The organism is Dietzia sp. IBK-p2-15D, from assembly GCF_057773105.1.
The window spans coordinates 487166-502791 of the sequence record NZ_JBYMTK010000002.1; the positions used below are offsets into that span (position 1 = coordinate 487166).

General features: G+C 72.1%; 13 protein-coding genes and 1 pseudogene. 6 read left to right on the plus strand and 8 right to left on the minus strand.

Features of this window, described 5'->3' with window-relative positions; genetic code table 11:
• Window positions 1–623, minus strand: a pseudogene (locus tag AC3DEV_RS05160) (hypothetical protein); the annotation flags it as partial.
• A 235-nt stretch (window positions 624–858) separates the two neighbouring features.
• Here AC3DEV_RS05160 and AC3DEV_RS05165 point away from each other — a divergent pair.
• Window positions 859–2145, plus strand: coding sequence for a DUF4921 family protein (locus tag AC3DEV_RS05165; protein WP_488371498.1), 1287 nt, complete (start codon window positions 859–861; stop codon window positions 2143–2145).
• A gap of 58 nt (window positions 2146–2203) precedes the next feature.
• Here the strand turns inward: AC3DEV_RS05165 and AC3DEV_RS05170 are convergent, their stop codons facing one another.
• On the minus strand, window positions 2204–2767 hold the full coding sequence (locus AC3DEV_RS05170) for a thioredoxin domain-containing protein (RefSeq protein WP_488371475.1): 564 nt from the start codon (window positions 2765–2767) through the stop codon (window positions 2204–2206).
• A gap of 110 nt (window positions 2768–2877) precedes the next feature.
• On the opposite strand from AC3DEV_RS05170, the gene AC3DEV_RS05175 reads away from it, so the two are divergent.
• On the plus strand, window positions 2878–4029 hold the full coding sequence (locus AC3DEV_RS05175) for a glycoside hydrolase family 183 protein (RefSeq protein WP_488371476.1): 1152 nt from the start codon (window positions 2878–2880) through the stop codon (window positions 4027–4029).
• A 50-nt stretch (window positions 4030–4079) separates the two neighbouring features.
• On the opposite strand, the gene AC3DEV_RS05180 is transcribed toward AC3DEV_RS05175, so the two are convergent.
• Window positions 4080–5594, minus strand: a complete 1515-nt coding sequence (locus AC3DEV_RS05180; RefSeq protein ID WP_488371477.1) for a bifunctional aminoglycoside phosphotransferase/ATP-binding protein — start codon at window positions 5592–5594, stop codon at window positions 4080–4082.
• A 224-nt stretch (window positions 5595–5818) separates the two neighbouring features.
• Between AC3DEV_RS05180 and AC3DEV_RS05185 the strand changes: the two genes are divergently transcribed.
• Window positions 5819–6505 carry a hypothetical protein gene (locus AC3DEV_RS05185; protein WP_488371478.1) on the plus strand — a complete coding sequence of 229 codons (687 nt, stop codon included), beginning with the start codon at window positions 5819–5821 and terminating at the stop codon, window positions 6503–6505.
• A gap of 107 nt (window positions 6506–6612) precedes the next feature.
• Complete coding sequence (locus tag AC3DEV_RS05190; protein WP_488371479.1) at window positions 6613–7734, plus strand: glycerate kinase; 1122 nt, start codon at window positions 6613–6615, stop codon at window positions 7732–7734.
• A 25-nt stretch (window positions 7735–7759) separates the two neighbouring features.
• Here the strand turns inward: AC3DEV_RS05190 and AC3DEV_RS05195 are convergent, their stop codons facing one another.
• Window positions 7760–8404, minus strand: a complete 645-nt coding sequence (locus AC3DEV_RS05195) for a maleylpyruvate isomerase family mycothiol-dependent enzyme (protein WP_488371480.1) — start codon at window positions 8402–8404, stop codon at window positions 7760–7762.
• A 104-nt stretch (window positions 8405–8508) separates the two neighbouring features.
• Between AC3DEV_RS05195 and AC3DEV_RS05200 the strand changes: the two genes are divergently transcribed.
• The gene (locus AC3DEV_RS05200) at window positions 8509–10083 is read left to right on the plus strand and encodes a glutamate synthase-related protein (protein ID WP_488371481.1); all 1575 of its coding nucleotides are present in this window, start codon (window positions 8509–8511) and stop codon (window positions 10081–10083) included.
• Here the strand turns inward: AC3DEV_RS05200 and AC3DEV_RS05205 are convergent.
• The 4 genes from AC3DEV_RS05205 to AC3DEV_RS05220 all read right to left on the minus strand — a co-directional run bounded on the left by AC3DEV_RS05205 (window position 10080) and on the right by AC3DEV_RS05220 (window position 14071).
• Window positions 10080–10715 (minus strand): HD domain-containing protein, encoded by a 636-nt coding sequence (locus tag AC3DEV_RS05205; protein WP_206474441.1) that lies wholly within the window; start codon window positions 10713–10715, stop codon window positions 10080–10082. The genes AC3DEV_RS05200 and AC3DEV_RS05205 overlap by 4 nt on opposite strands.
• Window positions 10716–10761: 46 nt before the next feature.
• Complete coding sequence (locus AC3DEV_RS05210) at window positions 10762–11244, minus strand: DUF779 domain-containing protein (RefSeq protein ID WP_194307384.1); 483 nt, start codon at window positions 11242–11244, stop codon at window positions 10762–10764.
• A complete protein-coding gene (exaC, locus tag AC3DEV_RS05215; RefSeq protein WP_206474442.1) occupies window positions 11244–12767 on the minus strand; it encodes an acetaldehyde dehydrogenase ExaC in 1524 nt (507 codons plus the stop codon). The genes AC3DEV_RS05210 and exaC overlap by 1 nt, the downstream gene beginning before the upstream one ends.
• A gap of 152 nt (window positions 12768–12919) precedes the next feature.
• Window positions 12920–14071 (minus strand): GAF domain-containing protein, encoded by a 1152-nt coding sequence (locus AC3DEV_RS05220; RefSeq protein WP_488371482.1) that lies wholly within the window; start codon window positions 14069–14071, stop codon window positions 12920–12922.
• 136 nt (window positions 14072–14207) lie between these two features.
• On the opposite strand from AC3DEV_RS05220, the gene AC3DEV_RS05225 reads away from it, so the two are divergent.
• Window positions 14208–15626 (plus strand): AMP-dependent synthetase/ligase (locus tag AC3DEV_RS05225; protein ID WP_488371483.1); only part of this gene is annotated, 1419 nt, incomplete at its 3' end.

A 15626-nucleotide genomic window follows, 5' to 3' on the forward strand; every position in this document is an offset into this window, starting at 1 on the left:
GCCGACAACGGCGCGAGCGAGCCATCACCCCCCTCGGAACCGGACGATCCGAGCGCCAGGAGCAGAGTCACGGCCACAAGCGATCCGCCCTCGGCGGAACCGGGGTCCAACGACCCGTCGTCCGAGCCGGCATCAGAACCGGACGACAACGGCTCCAGCGAACCGGGGTCCAACGAGCCCTGGCCCGGCAGCTCATCCGATCCGGTGGACCCGTCATCCGACCCGGCATCGGACCCCGCGGACAACGGCTGCAGCGAGGCTGGGTCCAGCGAACCGGGGTCCAGCGAACCGGGGTCGAGCGATCCGGTGTCCGGGGACGACCCCGACGGCACGGATCCGGGGTCCAGCGAACCGGGCCCCGACAGATCATCCGAACCGGCATCGGAACCGGTGGACAACGGCGCGAGCGAGCCGGGATCCAGCGAGCCGCTCGGTATGCCCCCGTCCAGGGATCCGCCCTCACCCGACCCGGCCGAACCGAGCAGCAGTTCGAGGTTCAGACCGAGCTCCCCGTTGAGCGATCCGGTCTGCGCAGTGGCGATCGCCGGCGAACCGGCGGCGGCGAGCATCGCTGCGCTGGTGAGCGCCGCCGCCCGCAGATGTCGTGCGCGTGTCGAAGACATAGTCGGTCCTTCTCTCGGTGGCCCTTGCTTCTGCCGGAGGCTGCAGCGGATCGCCAACACCGATCCCCTTACCTGGCCTACATATCTTGAAAACTCAGAATACTGTTACCTAGATCACATGACCACCGGTGGAGCGACATATATTTGACCTCGTCAAGGACCTGCTCGCACCTAGGCTCGAAGCGTGATCACCACGCCCCACACCCTCTCGTCCCCGGTCCCGCCGCTTCGTCGCATGGCCGACGGCACGGTCAAGCAGACAAATCCGTTCACCGGCACCGAGGTGTGGACCGTGCCCGGCCGGGCGCACCGGCCCATCGACCACTCCCCCGGGCGGGTCACCGCGGTGGACCCGTCCGCCGCGGAGGCGCACTGCCCGTTCTGTGTGACCCGGCTGCGCGAGACCACCCCGGAGAAGGCGCGCGTGGTCCGCGACGGCGACACCTGGCGGGTGCTCGAGGAGGTGGCCGCCGACGAGCTCGATGCCACGACCCCGGAGTTCCGGCTGTTCGGCAATCTCTTCGAGATCGTCTCGCTGGACTACTGGAAGGCGGTGCACGGTTACCGCATCCCGGCCCGCGCGGCCGCCCACCAGGCCGCGTACCTGGCGACCCCGTCCGGCGCCGAGCACGTCCGCGCGCTGGTCCGCGCCCGCATCGCCGCAGCGCAGGGCGACCCGTCGGCCGTGGACGCCATGGGCAGGGCCGAACTGGCCGCGCACTCGGAGAGTTTCTTCGGCGGCTGTCACGACGTGGTGGTCGCGCGCCGTCATCTCACCGACGGCGCCACCGCCAGCGACCGCCACGCCGCGTCGGGCGACCTGACCCCCGCCGAGCACGAACAGTTCACCGCCTTCACGGTCCGCGCGATGCGGGGCCTGTACCGCGACAACCCGCACGCGCGGTACGTGTCGGTGTTCCAGAACTGGCTCGCGCCCGCGGGAGCCTCGTTCGCGCACCTGCACAAACAGCTGGTGGCGATCGACGAGATCCCCGCCAAGACCGCCCGGGAGGCGGCGGCGCTGGGCGGCGACCCCCATCTCTACAACCGGCTCGGCGTCGACCACGCCGCGGCCGAGCAGCTGGTGGTGGCGGCCAACGAGCACGCGGTCGCGGTGGTGGGGGTGGGTCACCGCTACCCCGCGCTGGTGGTCTACTCGCGGTCGGCGGCGAGCGCGCCGTGGGAGCACTCGGCGGCCGAGCTGCGCGGCGTCTCGGATCTGCTGCAGGCCTGCCACGCGGCGACGGGCCGGCTGGTGCCGTGCAACGAGGAGTGGCACACCCGTCCGCCCGGGCTGGGCGGTGTGGCGATGCCATGGCGGGTCGTGCTCAAGTGGCGCATCTCGACACCCGCCGGTTTCGAGGGCGCGACCGGCGTCTACGTCAACACGATCGACCCGTGGAGCCTGCGTGACCGGGTGGTGCCGCGCCTGGTGGGGTTGCGGGCGCAGGGACGGATCGCCGACATGGGGGTGGGCGCCGAGTGTGGGGACGTGCGGGGGTCACTGCGGTACGGGCGATAAGGACGACAACGACGACGACGACGAGGCGGCCGTCCTGCCCGGCCGGCGGACGGCCGGGTCAGTGGCCGCGGACGCCGAGGCTGCGGGGTCGAACGGAGGCGGGAGTGATAGCCCGCGTGGGGATGACGGCTCGCGCGGGGGCGGCGGTGGCCTCACGGATGCCCGGAACCGAGGCCGGGATCACCACCGGGGCGGCGAGTCCCCCGTCGAGCAGCATCGCGGTGGGGGTCTCCTCCGAGCCGCCGTTGATCCTGCAGCACAGTTGGTAGGCGTCCTCGTCCCGCCAGATGTTGACCCAGTGGACCTCGAGCCCTTCGCGGGCGGCCCGGCGACGCAGTGCCGACGAGTAGGGGCATCCCGGCCGCCACAGCACCACCACGGCGCGACCCGCGTCGGCGACGGACCGCACGGCCTGGAGCGGCTCGTGGCCGGAGGCCCGGAGCGGAGAGTTCCACAGGGCCAGCACCAGTGCCGCGACGAGGACCGCGGCGGCCAGGGGCGCACCGTGTCCGAACCCGATGAGCGTCAACGCCGTCGCACACCCGAGCGCCAGAACGGCGGCGGGGCCGAGCCAGTGGCCGGGGACGAGCTCCCGCCCGGCCCGTGCGAAGGGGTGGGTCACGCCGATGACCATACGCCCCGCGGATCGGGACGTGGGGTCCGCTTCGCCAGAATTGTGACCTGACAACGAGTCTGGTGCCGCCCGACCGGTTGCGCGGTAGCGTCGGCCCCATGACGGATCCGCCTCCGCCCACCGGGGCCCCCTCGCCGGCCACCCGCAAGGTCCGGGACCTCACCGGACCCGGGATCACCACGGCATTCGGGATGGAGGGGACGGATCTGGGAATCCTCGCCCGGACCCCGTCCGGGCGCCTGCTCGCGGTGTTCGGCGACACCTTCGCCGGCGCCGGGATGGGCGCCCCCCATGTGGGGCGTCCGCACCCGGGCATCGAGCAGTGTGCCCCCACCACGGACGAGCGCCCCGGACCCGGAAATCCGGACTGGCGCTCCCCGGTCGGGTTGTTCTCCGACACCGCCGACCCGTCCCGGGGTCTCGAGTGGACGGACGCCGCCGGCCCGGGCCCGCGGGACTACGCCGCCCAACTGATCGACTATGTGCACGGCCGCGGCTGCTCGACCGTCCTCCCGAGCGACGTACTCACCATCGGCGAGACCATGTACCTGCACGTCATGGTCAACGACGGCCTCGGCACGGTCACCCGCACCCGGATCCACCGGTCGACCGACGACGGCCGGACCTGGGAGCCCACCGGGGCGGAGTTCTCGCCCCTCCTGGAGGGCGGCCATCGCCAACTGTGGACGTGGGAGCTCGGCGAGGACGGGTTCGTCTACGTCCTGTCCACCGGGTTCCAACGCGACAAGGGCGTCATCCTCATGCGGGTGCGTGAGGAGCACCTCGCGGATCCCGACCTCCGCAGGTGGCAGACCTGGGGCTTCCGGAAGGGCGCCTGGGGCTGGGGCAATCCCACGACCATCGTGCTGCCCGGTCGGATCGGCGAGATGTACCTGCGTCGGTGCGAGGACTTCTGGACCCTCACCTACTTCGATGCCGGGCACTACCGCATCGACTGCCTGACGTTCCCGCACATCGGGGCCGACCTGCTCGACCGCTCGGTCACCACGCACACCACGCTCCTGCACGGGAGTGCGTGGGGCGACGAGTCGGACGGTTCCGACCCCGGGGCCGGGCCCGCCCGGGTCGCCCAGCTCTACTGCGGCTGCCCGGTGCCGGGGTCCACTCCGGAGGAGTGGCACTTCGTGGTGAGCCAGTGGAACACCCACGACTCGGCCGCCGGGCCCGCCGGGTGGCCGTATCGGTCCATGCAGTTCGTCGGCTCGATCCCGCGCCCGCCGCGCGACTGAGCCAGGATCGCGGCTCAACCGGGGGCCCGATGCACCAGGAGCGCTGAGGCTCACGCCCAGGGCAGCGGCCCCAGCTCGCGTTCGGCCCACCGGTGCACGGCGGCGCGGTCGCGCACGTCGAGCCCGGCGGTGTCCACCTCGATCGCGTCCGGCCACGGCGCCGTCGCTACCAGCTGGGAGTCCAGGACCTCCACCGTGGCCTCGGACGGGTCGGCGCCCGCGGCCGCCCGCGCGGTGATCCGCCGCGCCAGCTCGTCGCGGGGCGCGGTGCACGCGATCTCCACCAGCTCGGCGTGCGCGTCCGCGGCCACGGTCTCGGCCTCCGCGCGGCGCCGTGGCTCCAGCCAGGTGGCGTCCAGCACCACGGTTCGCCCCTGCGCGAGCAGCCCGGCGGCGCGGGCGAGCATCTCCGTGTAGACCGCGTCGATCGCCGCGTCCGAATACCGGTCGGCGGCGGCGCCGGCGACCTCCCCGCGGACCACGTCGGAACGCAGCAGGTCCGCCGACAGCGCCTCGGCCAGCGGCGCGGCCAGCGTGGACTTACCGGACCCGGACACCCCGCCCACCAGCACCAGACGGACACGGCCCCGCAGCAGCGAGTCGACCGCCCGGTCCGCCAACACCAGCGCCCGGCGGGCCTCGCCGCCGGCGGCCCCGTCGCCGGCCTGCTCGGCGCGGATGGCGGTCACCTTGGAGCGGACCAGGGCACGGTAGGCGATGTAGTGGTGGACCAGCGAGGGCGGCGCGTCATCGCCGGAGAAGTCGCGGTAGGCCTCGAGGAGGACGACGGCGAGGTCCCGGGCCCCCGAGGCGTCGAGGTCCATCGCCAGGAACGCGATGTCCAGCATCGCGTCGCCGAACCGGAGCCGGTCGTCGAACTCGAGGCAGTCGATCACCCGCGGTCCGTCGTCGGTGAGGTAGACGTCGGCGGCGAGGAGGTCCCCGTGGCCGTCGACGACCCGGCCGGCCGCCACGCGGGACCGCAGCAGCGGGGCCCGCCCCCGCAGGTAGCCCGACGCCAGGGCCGCGATGTCGTCGACGATCTCCGGGGCGTCCCTGCCGACGTCGAGTCCGCGCAGGTGGTCGAGCGACTCCGCCCACAACCGCGCCACCGAGGCGGGGGAGCCCGCGGCGTCGATCTCCTCCGAGCGGGGGCTGGCGGCGTGGAGGTGGTCGATCTGCCGGGCCACCTCGCGGATGCCGGCCACGATGTCCGGATCGCCGTCCCCGGTCGAGCCCTCCTGTCGCGACCGCACCAGCGCGGCGAGGCTCCGGTGCGCGGGGAGGCGACGCATCCGCACCACGTGATCGATCACCTCGCCGTCGGGGCCCCTCACCTCCAGCACGCCGGTGTAGACGTCCGGGGCCAGTCGACTGTTGAGCTCGACCTCGCGGCGGCTCTGCTCCGCCCGCGCCTCGACGGTGGTGTTGTCGAGGAAGCCGAGATCCAGTGGCTTGCGCACTTTGTGAGCCTCGTCACCCCAGAGGATGATGAGCGCACTGTGGGTCTCCACGAGGCCCGGCGGGCCCGGCGTCGCGGGATCGGATGCTCCGGGCACGGTCATGGACCCAGCCTAGGCAGGCACGACGCAGCCCGTGGCGCCTCCGACGGACCCGCCCGGCCCCCCGGGGACACGCGAGTGACCGGAGTGTTACATCAACGCGCCCTCACGATTCGGACCCCTTGCGCTCTCGCAGGCCGCTTGTAGGGTCGCCGACGCACCTCGCTTCCGACCGGGGTGCCCGCGATGAGAGACATCGGGGTCAATGTAGATCGGAGACGTGCTCTATGACGAACACTCACCGGAAGACCACCAACCGCACCACCGCGAAGATCGCCGCCGTCGGCGCGTTCGGACTCGGTGCCGCCATCGCGTTCCCCGGCCTGGCCGCCGCGCAGACCGAGGCCCCCACCGACCCCACCGCCAGCCTCGAGGACCTGGCGGGCGAGGATGGCAGCCTTGAGGGCGCCCTGGGTACCGACCTCAACCTCGACCTGGGCAGCCTGACCTTCAACCTCAACCTCGATGCCGAGACCCCCAACCCGGGCTCCGTCGAGCTCGGTAGCCTCGGCGTCTCGCCGAACACCGGCAGTGCGCTGATCGACGGCACCTCCGGCTCGGCGGAGGACGACACCGAGACCGATACCGGCTCGGCCACCGGCTCCGCCGACGAGGATGCGACCGGCGACGATGCCGACAGCGGCTCGCTGGACCTCGGCTCGCTCGGCTCGGCTGACGAGGCCCCCGCCGACGAGGCGACCGCCGAGGCCCCCGCCACCAGCGGTTCGCTGGGCTCGAGCGACGAGGCCACCGACGAGGCGCCCGCCGACGAGGCCCCCACCGATGAGACCGGGTCGCTGAGCGGCTCGCTCGCCGGCCTGAGCTCGGGCGCCGAGGACGGCGACGGCACCACCGTCGACGCCGCCGCCGAGGTCGAGGCGAACGCCGGACTGAACTTCGGCTCGCTGGGCTGATAACCCCCGCGTCGACGACGCGCCTTCCCGGCCCGGGATCGTGACCCTCCCCCTCACGATCCCGGGCCGTCGTGTGTCCGCCGACACTCATGGGGAATGATGCAGGTGTGACGATCGTCGTGGCCTGCGGGGCCTTCAAGGGCTCCCTCACCGCTGTCGAGGCCTGCCACCACGCGGCCGAGGGCGCCCGTCGGGCGCACCCCGACACCGATGTCCTGGAACGCCCGGTCGCCGACGGCGGGGGCGGCAGCCTCGAGGTGATGGTCGCCGGCGGCGCCCGCACCGTGCCCGTCACGGTATCGGGGCCCACCGGTGAGCCGGTCGAGACCTCCTTCGCCGCCATCGACCCCGACACCGCGTTCGTGGAGATGGCGGACGCCTGCGGCCTGCTGCGACTGCCCGGCGGCGACTCCCGCCCCCTGGAGGCATCCAGTCGCGGCGTCGGCGAGGTGATGCTGGCCGCACTGCGATCCGGCCGCGGCAACATCCACCTGGGCATCGGCGGCAGCGCGTCCACCGACGGCGGCGCCGGGATGCTCGCCGCTCTCGGTGCGCGTTTCCTGGACTCCTCCGGCACGGAGTTGCCCGACGGGGGCGGCGCGCTGGTCAACCTCGACCGGATCGACCTCGACGGCCTCGACCCGGCCGTCCGCGCCGCCCGCGTCCTCGTCGCCTGCGACGTGGACAACCCGCTGCTCGGTCCGCTGGGCGCGGCCCGCGTCTACGGACCGCAGAAGGGCGCGACCCCGGATCAACTCGACGAGCTCGAGGCCGGCCTGACCCGCCTGGTGCAGGTCCTGCGCGCCCAGGGACTCGACGTCGACCCGGATGCGCCCGGCTCCGGCGCCGCCGGCGGGGTCGGCTTCATCGCCCGCGAGCTCCTCGGCGCCTCCCTCGACCCGGGGTTCGAGGTGCTCGGCACCCTCACCGGTCTCGAGGATGTCCTGTCCGCCGCCGACCTGGTGATCACGGGCGAGGGCCGACTCGACGACCAGACCATGCACGGCAAGACCCCGATGGGGGTGGCGGCCCTGTGCCGGTCCCACGCCGTCCCGGTGGTCGCGGTGTGTGGCCGCCTGGATCTGGAGGCCGACCGGGTCGCGGAGGCCGGGTTCGCGGCGGCGGCCGCACTCACCGAACGGGAACCCGACCTGGCCCGTTCCATCGCCAACGCGGGCCCGCTGCTCGAGGAGGTCGCCGCCGAGGTCGTCTCCCGCATCCTGCCCTGAGGCGGCGTTGTCAACAGTGGTGCGGTCAGCCGATTCGCCCGCGCAGTTCGTCCACGCCCGCGCCGGACAGCTCGCCGAGGTACGCAGGCCGGCCCGCCATGGCCATCACCAGCGCCAGCGTCGGCCCCTCCACCTCCGGACCGGCGCCGGCCTCGAACGGCCCGTCGGTCGCCCGTAGGCGCAGTCCCTTCACGAGCCTCGCGCTGTTCACCGCGAAGTCCTGCGACGCATAGAACCGCGCGACCGCGGTCAGGGGATCGACCGGGTAGGCGCGGGTCAGGCCGAGGGGCCGGCGGATGTCCTCCGCGTGCACGATCGTCTCGCCGAGCCACGCCGCGGGGTCCCCGAACGGTGACACCCTCAGCGACGACGAGTCGACGAAGTTCTCCAGCGTCCCGGCGGGGCTGTCGCGGAGCTGCTCCCGCATCCTCCGCCGGTTGTGCCGGTCGGTGTCGAACCCCGCACCCACGATGCTGCGGACCCACCGGACCCGGCCCGTCCGGGCGACCGCTGTCAGATGGGCGAGAACCTCCTCCACGCTCCACCGGGTACACAGCGACCCCGTGCGCCACTCCGCGTCGCGCAATGCCCCCAGCTCGTCGGCCAGGGCCGCGCGTTCCACGTGGATCGCCGCCCACAGTCGGTCCCGGTCGGCACGGGTGCGGCCCATGAGAACTCCTCCGTCACGGTCGGGGTGGTCTCATCGAACCACGCGGCCCCGCCCGGCGGTGTGGTCCATGATGGAACCGTCCCCGCCCCCGACTGGAGGTCGATATGCGCAGATGGCTCTTCGGCGCGCCCCTGGCCGCCCTGGCCGCGGTCGCGGCCACGGACCTGCGGCAGACCAGGTTTCCGATCCTGCGGACGTTCCCCGTGCTCGGACACGCCCGCATGGCGCTGACCGCCATCGGCCCCGAGCTGCGGCAGTACATCGTCGCCAGCAACGACGAGGAACGGCCGTTCACCCGGGATCAGCGCGACTGGATCTACGAGTCCGCCGAGTCCCGGGGGACCACGTTCGGGTTCGGTACGGACAACGACATCGAGTTCCTCGAGGGCTACCCGATCATCAAACAGCGCACCTTCAGCGACGTCACGCTGTCCGCGCTCCCGCATTCCGGACAGCAGCTCCCGCTCCCGCCCGCCAAGGTGCTCGGCGCCGCCCGCGGCCGGGCCCGCGCGTTCCGGCCGGACTCCCTGGTCAACATCTCGGCGATGAGCTACGGCTCCCTCTCCGCGCCCGCGGTCGAGGCCCTGGGCCGGGGCGCCGCCCTCTCGGGAGCCCTCCACAACACGGGTGAGGGCGGCCTGAGCCCCTACCACCAGAACGGCGCGGACCTCATCTTCCAGATCGGCACCGCCTACTTCGGGGTCCGCGACGACCGGGGTCGGTTCGACATCGACAAGCTGGTCGCGCTCACCGAGAAGCACCCGATCCGGGCCATCGAGATCAAGCTCTCCCAGGGCGCCAAACCCGGTCTGGGCGGACTCCTCCCCGCGGCCAAGATCAGCGAGGAGATCGCCGCGATCCGCGGGATCCCGATGGGCGAGGACTGCGCGAGCCCGTCCCGGCACACCGCGTTCAGCGACGTCGACTCGATGCTCGACCTCGTCGAGGACATCGCCGACCGCACCGGCCTGCCCGTCGGCATCAAGTCGGCCATCGGCGACATGACCTTCTGGGAGGAACTCGCCACGGCGATGGTCCCGCGCGACCGGGGCGTCGACTTCATCACGATCGACGGCGGCGAGGGCGGCACCGGCGCCGGTCCGCTCGTGTTCACCGACGCGGTGTCCCTGCCCTTCCGCCTCGGCTTCCCGCGCGTGTACTCGGTCTTCGCCGAGGCGGGACTCACCGACGACGTCGTGTTCATCGGCGCCGGCAAGCTCGGCATCCCGGAGAACGCCGTGGTCGCGCTCGCACTGGGCGTGGACATGATCAACGTCGCGCGCGAGGCCATGCTCTCGGTGGGGTGCATCCAGGCGCAGAAGTGCCACACCGGCGGCTGCCCCACCGGTGTCGCCACCCAGAACCCGTGGCTGGTGCGCGGGGTGGAGCCCACCGCGATGGCCGAACGCTGCTCCAACTACATCCGGTCGCTGCGCCGCGAGCTCGTCAAGGTCGCCGGCGCCGTCGGCGTCCCCCACCCCGGCCTGATCGGGCCCACCGACGTCGAACTCGCCCGCGGCACCCGGGACTCGCACACGCTCGCCGAGATCTACGGTTACGGCGACGGCTGGGGGCTGCCCGGGCCGGACGACGCGCGGGCCGTCACCGAGATCATGGTCGCCGCCGGCGTCGCCGAGCACACCGCGGCGATCACCCCGCCGGGCGTCGAACCGGACTAGTCGCTCCCGGCGGCCCCCGCGCGCAGCAGGCCCAGCTCGCGGTTGAGGTTGGCGTGGGCCTGCTTCTCCCACATGTCGCGACCCGCGCGGGTGAGGAACACGGACCTGCGCTCGAGCAGTCCCTCGAGCGCGGCGATCCGCCCGGCGACGAACCTCTCGCCCGGGACGTGGGCGAACTCGTGCCGCACGTCTGCGGCGTAGGTGTCGTAGGTCTCCGGGTCGGCGCCCAGCACGGCCAGGTCGGCGTCCGAGAGGACGGCCCCGTCGAGGTCTCCGGGCTCGACCCGGTGCCCGCCCATGAGGCGGACGAGGCGCGCGACCTCCTCGACGGGCGCGGCCGGGTCGAGCAGTTCCTCGGCCAGCGCCGCCGACTTCTCGTTGTTCTCCGCGCCCGCGGGATCGAACACCGCGGCGTGCAGCCATGCGGCCAACCGAACCGCCGTGGCGTCGAAGGTCTCCCCGTCCGCCTCGAGCGCGTCCACGGCCCGGAGCACGGCCCGCAGGTGCGTCTCGTTGTGGTACCGCCGCTGCGGTTCGTTCCAGCGTCTCAGCAGGTCAGCCCGCAGCTCGGGAGTGAGGAACCCGACGGGGGCGTCGAGCGGGTCAGCGGAGGCCGTGCGATCCGTGTCCATGGTCGGACTCTACCGCCGAAACCCCGCTGATCCGCGCCGGATCGGGTTACTCCTCCAGCTCCGAGCCCAGCCTCGGTGGGAACTCCTCGAGTGCGGCGAGCTCGGCGGTGTCGAACGTGCGGGCCCTGGACAGGAACCGCTTGCCGGTGGGGTTCTCGAGGCTGAACCCCGAGCCGCGTCCCGGGATCGCGTCCAGCACCAACTGCGTGTGTTTCCACGTCTCGAACTGGGAGCCCGAGATCCACACCCGGACCCCGGGCGCCAGGTCCAGCTCCCCCACCAACACGTCGCGCTGTCCCACACGGAACTCACCGTCGGGGTAGCACATGGGCGCCGAGCCGTCGCAGCACCCGCCGGACTGGTGGAACATCACCGGGCCGTGCCGGCCGACGAGCTCGCGGATGAGTTCGACGGCCGGCTCAGTCGCCACGAGACGCGGCGGCAGGTCGGCGGGCGCGCCCTCCGGCGGGAGCGCCCGCGCGGCGATGCGCACGCTCCCGCCCGAGGGCAGCCCGCACACGTCGTCCATCAGAAGAAGCCCTGCGGCTTGCCCGAGTAGCTCACGAGCAGGCACTTGGTCTGCTGGTAGTGGTCGAGCATCATGCGGTGGTTCTCCCGGCCGATGCCGGACTGCTTGTAGCCGCCGAACGCCGCGTGCGCCGGGTACTGGTGGTAGGTGTTGGTCCACACGCGGCCGGCCTGGATGGTGCGGCCGGCCCGGTAGGCGGTGGTGCCGTTGCGCGACCACACGCCGGCCCCGAGTCCGTAGAGGGTGTCGTTGGCGATGGTCATGGCGTCGTCGAAGTCGGTGAACGAACTCAGGCTCAGCACCGGCCCGAAGATCTCCTCCTGGAACAGCCGCATCTTGTTGTGGCCGCGGAAGACGGTCGGCTGCACGTAGTAGCCACCCGCCAGATCACCGTCGAGCTCGGCGCGCGCGCCGCCGGTGAGGACGTCCGCGCCCTCCTGCTTGCCGATGTCGATGTAGGACAGGATCTTCTCCAGCTGATCGCCCGAGGCCTGCGCGCCCAGCATGGTGTCGGTGTCGAGCGGGTTGCCCTGGGTGATCTTGTTGGTGCGCTCGATCGCGAGCTCGGTGAACTCGTCGAAGACCGACTTCTGCACCAGCGCGCGTGAGGGGCACGTGCACACCTCGCCCTGGTTGAGGCCGAACATCGCGAAGCCCTCGAGGGCGGCCTGCCGGAAGTCGTCGTCGGCGTCCATGACGTCCTCGAAGAAGATGTTGGGGCTCTTGCCGCCCAGCTCGAGGGTCACCGGGATAAGGTTCTCGGAGGCGTACTGCATGATCAGCCGCCCGGTCGTGGTCTCGCCGGTGAAGGCGACCTTGCGGATCCGCGGGTTGGAGGCCAGGGGCTTGCCGGCCTCGGTGCCGAAGCCGTTGACGATGTTGAGAACGCCGGGCGGCAGCAGGTCGCCGATGACGGACATGAGGAACAGGATCGAGGCGGGGGTCTGCTCGGCGGGCTTGAGCACCACGCAGTTGCCCGCGGCCAGCGCGGGGGCGAGCTTCCACACCGCCATGAGCACGGGGAAGTTCCACGGGATGATCTGGCCGACCACGCCCAGCGGCTCGTGGAAGTGGTACGCGACCGTGTCCTCGTCGATCTGGGAGATCCCGCCCTCCTGGGCGCGGATCGAGCCGGCGAAGTAGCGGAAGTGGTCGATCGCCAGCGGGATGTCGGCGGCCAGGCACTCGCGGATCGGCTTGCCGTTGTCCCAGGACTCGGCCAGCGCGATCTTCTCGAGGTTCTCCTCCATGCGGTCGGCGATCCGGAGCAGGACCAGCGAGCGTTCGGCGGCGGAGGTCGCGTTCCACGACGGGGCGGCGGCCCACGCGGCGTCGAGGGCGGCCTCGATGTCCTCGGCGGTGCCGCGCCCGACCTCGCAGAACACCTGGCCGGTGATCGGGGTGACGTTCTCGAAGTACTCGCCCTTGACGGGCGCGACCCACTCGCCGCCGATGTAGTGGTCGTAGCGGCTCTCGTAGGACATCACCGCGTCGGCGGAACCGGGCTGGGAGAAGACGGGCATGGTGAGCACCTTTCGCGTACCGGGGACGCCGACCCACTCGGCCAGCGACTGTGATCCAGGACACTATCGGCGCGGGGGTTGCACGCACGTTGCACGCCGCGGGGGGTGACGGCGAGGGGTGACGGCGAGAGTCGCGACCACGACGAGGGCGGTCAGGCTCCCAGGCGGTCGTCCAACACCCGGTACACCGACCGGGCCGAGGAGGTCGCCGCCGGGGAGAGTCCGGGAAGCGACCCGAGGGCCCGCCACGCGTCGGGGTCCTCACGGCCGGGGCCTGCGACCCAGGTCCGCAGGGCCTGCGCCGACCCCGAGGCCAGCGCGGCGGCGCGGACCCGTGCGTGCAGCTCCTCACGCAGGTCGATCACGCCGGGGGCGTCCGAGGTGGGCAGCAACGGGCCGGGATAGGCCGCCACCGCGGCGTCGACGTCGGTGTCCAGCAGTGCGGACACCCGCGCAGCGTCGGTCTCCACCGCCCCGGGCGCCAGCCGGTACGGCCGGGAGTGCACCGTGTCCGGGCCGAGGACCCGGCGCAGTCGTGACATCTCCGCGCGGATGCTCACCTCGTCGAGCCTGCCTTCGGCGAGCAGTCCGGCGAGCGCCCCGCCGGACAGTCCCTGCGGGTAGGCGCAGAGCAGGACGAGGATCTCCGCGTGCCTGCCGGTGAGCGGGCCGTGCCCGGCCAGCGCGGGCCGTGGGGCCCCGAGAGCCCCGAGTAGCCGGGCGCCCCCGGTCGGTGCGACCCGAAGCTCCGCCTCCGCGAGCAGCGCCGTCGCCCTGACCAGGGCCAACATCTCGGCCGATGCCGCGGCGTCGTTCCCGGTCACGTCGATGCCCCCGATCACCCGACCCGTCATCGGGTCGTGGACCGGCGCGGCCGAGCAGCTCCACGAATGGGCGGGGGCGAGGAAGTGCTCCTCCCCGCGGACCCGGACCGGGAGGTCGTGGCGCAACGCCAGTCCGGGGGCGTTGGCGCCCACCGCGTCGTCGCTCCACAGTGCACCGGGGACGAACGCCATCCGCTCCGCGCGCGTGCGCACACCGCGGTCCCCGTACAACCACAGGAGACGGCCGTCGGCGTCGGCCACCGCGACCAGGTGCCCGCTGCCCACGACCCCGGAGACGAGGATCTTCTCGACGACCGGCAGCACGGCGGCCATCCGGTGGGCCGCGAGGTGCGCGGCCAGGTCGGCGCCCTGCAGATCCACCGGTGGGTCGAACCGTTCCGGATCGATCCCCCGCACCCTGCTGCGCTCCCGCGACTGCGCCACGAGCGCACTGACCGCGGCTGGCGTCCCTGCCGTCATGCCGTCAGTGTAACGACCATCACACAACATGACAGATCCCTCGTAAACGGATCCAAATACACCGAGCTCCACATGGGGGCCGACCGTGCCTCTACACTTGGCAGTGATACAGGCCACACATGACCTAAGGATCGCGATGACGACCGAGTTCGCCACCCCTCCCGCCTCGAAGCCCTTCCCCGTTCCGAACCTGGCCAGACTGGTGTTCAAGAACGCGGAGGAGGCCCCGAACGACGTCGCCGTGCTGCGTCGCGTCGGTAGCGACTGGAAAGAGGTCACCTGCGCCCAGTACCTGGAGGAGGTCAAGGGCGTCGCCAAGGGCCTCATCGCCCGCGGCGTCAAGCCGGGCGACCGCCTCGCGATCATGAGCCACACCCGCTACGAGTGGTCGCTCATCGCGTGGGCCTCCTGGTCCGTCGGCGCGGTGACCGTGCCGATCTACGAGACCTCGTCGTCGGCGCAGTGCAACTGGATCCTCACGGACTCCGGGGCGACCGTCGCGGTGGTCGAGGACCTCGAGCTGCGCGAGGTCCTCACCGCGGAGACCGAGTGGCAGGGCGACATCCTCGTCATCGAGAACGATCTCGTCGCCCAGCTCACCGAGGCCGGTGCGGCCGTCTCCGACGAGGAGCTCGAGCAGGCCTCGCTGGCGATGGGCCACGAGGACCCCTGTGCGATCGTCTACACCTCCGGCACCACGGGCAATCCCAAGGGCTGCGAGATCCTGCACGGCGGGTTCGGCGGCGTCGTGGTGGCCGTGGAGGAGCAGCTCCAGGACGCGTTCGTGCCCAACAGCCGCACCCTGATCTTCCTGCCGCTGGCCCACGTCCTGGCCCGCATCCTGGAGGTGGCGTGCTTCTACAAGCGCGTCGCCGTGGCCCACGAGCCCGACACGACCAAGGTCGTCGAGCGGCTGGCGGAGATCCACCCGACGTTCCTCGTGTCGGTGCCGCGCGTGCTGGAGAAGGTGTACAACTCCGCCGCGGGCAAGGCCGAGGCCGCCGGTGGCGCCAAGGCCAAGATCTTCAAGGCGGCCGTGCAGACCGCCATCGACTACTCCAAGGCCATCGAGGGCGGGGGCAAGCCGTCCGCCGGCCTGGCGCTCAAGCAGAAGCTCTTCTCCAAGCTCGTCTACTCCAAGCTGCACGACGCCCTCGGCGGCGAGTGCAACCGCATCATCTCCGGTGGCGGCCCCCTGGGCGCCCGCCTGGGCCACTTCTACCGGGGTGCGGGCTTCGACCTCCTCGAGGGCTACGGACTCACCGAGTCCTCGGGCGTGCTCACCGTCAACCCGATCGGCAAGGCCAAGATCGGCACCGTCGGTCGCCCGATCCCGGGTGTGACCATCCAGATCGCCGATGACGGCGAGGTCCTGGCGAAGGCCAAGACCCTGTTCAAGGGCTACTGGCAGAATCCGCAGGCCAACGAGGACTCCTGGACCGGCGAGTGGTACCACACCGGTGACATCGGCGAGCTGGACTCCGACGGCTACCTGTCCATCACGGGTCGCAAGAAGGACCTCATCGTCACCGCCGGCGGCAAGAACGTCTCGCCG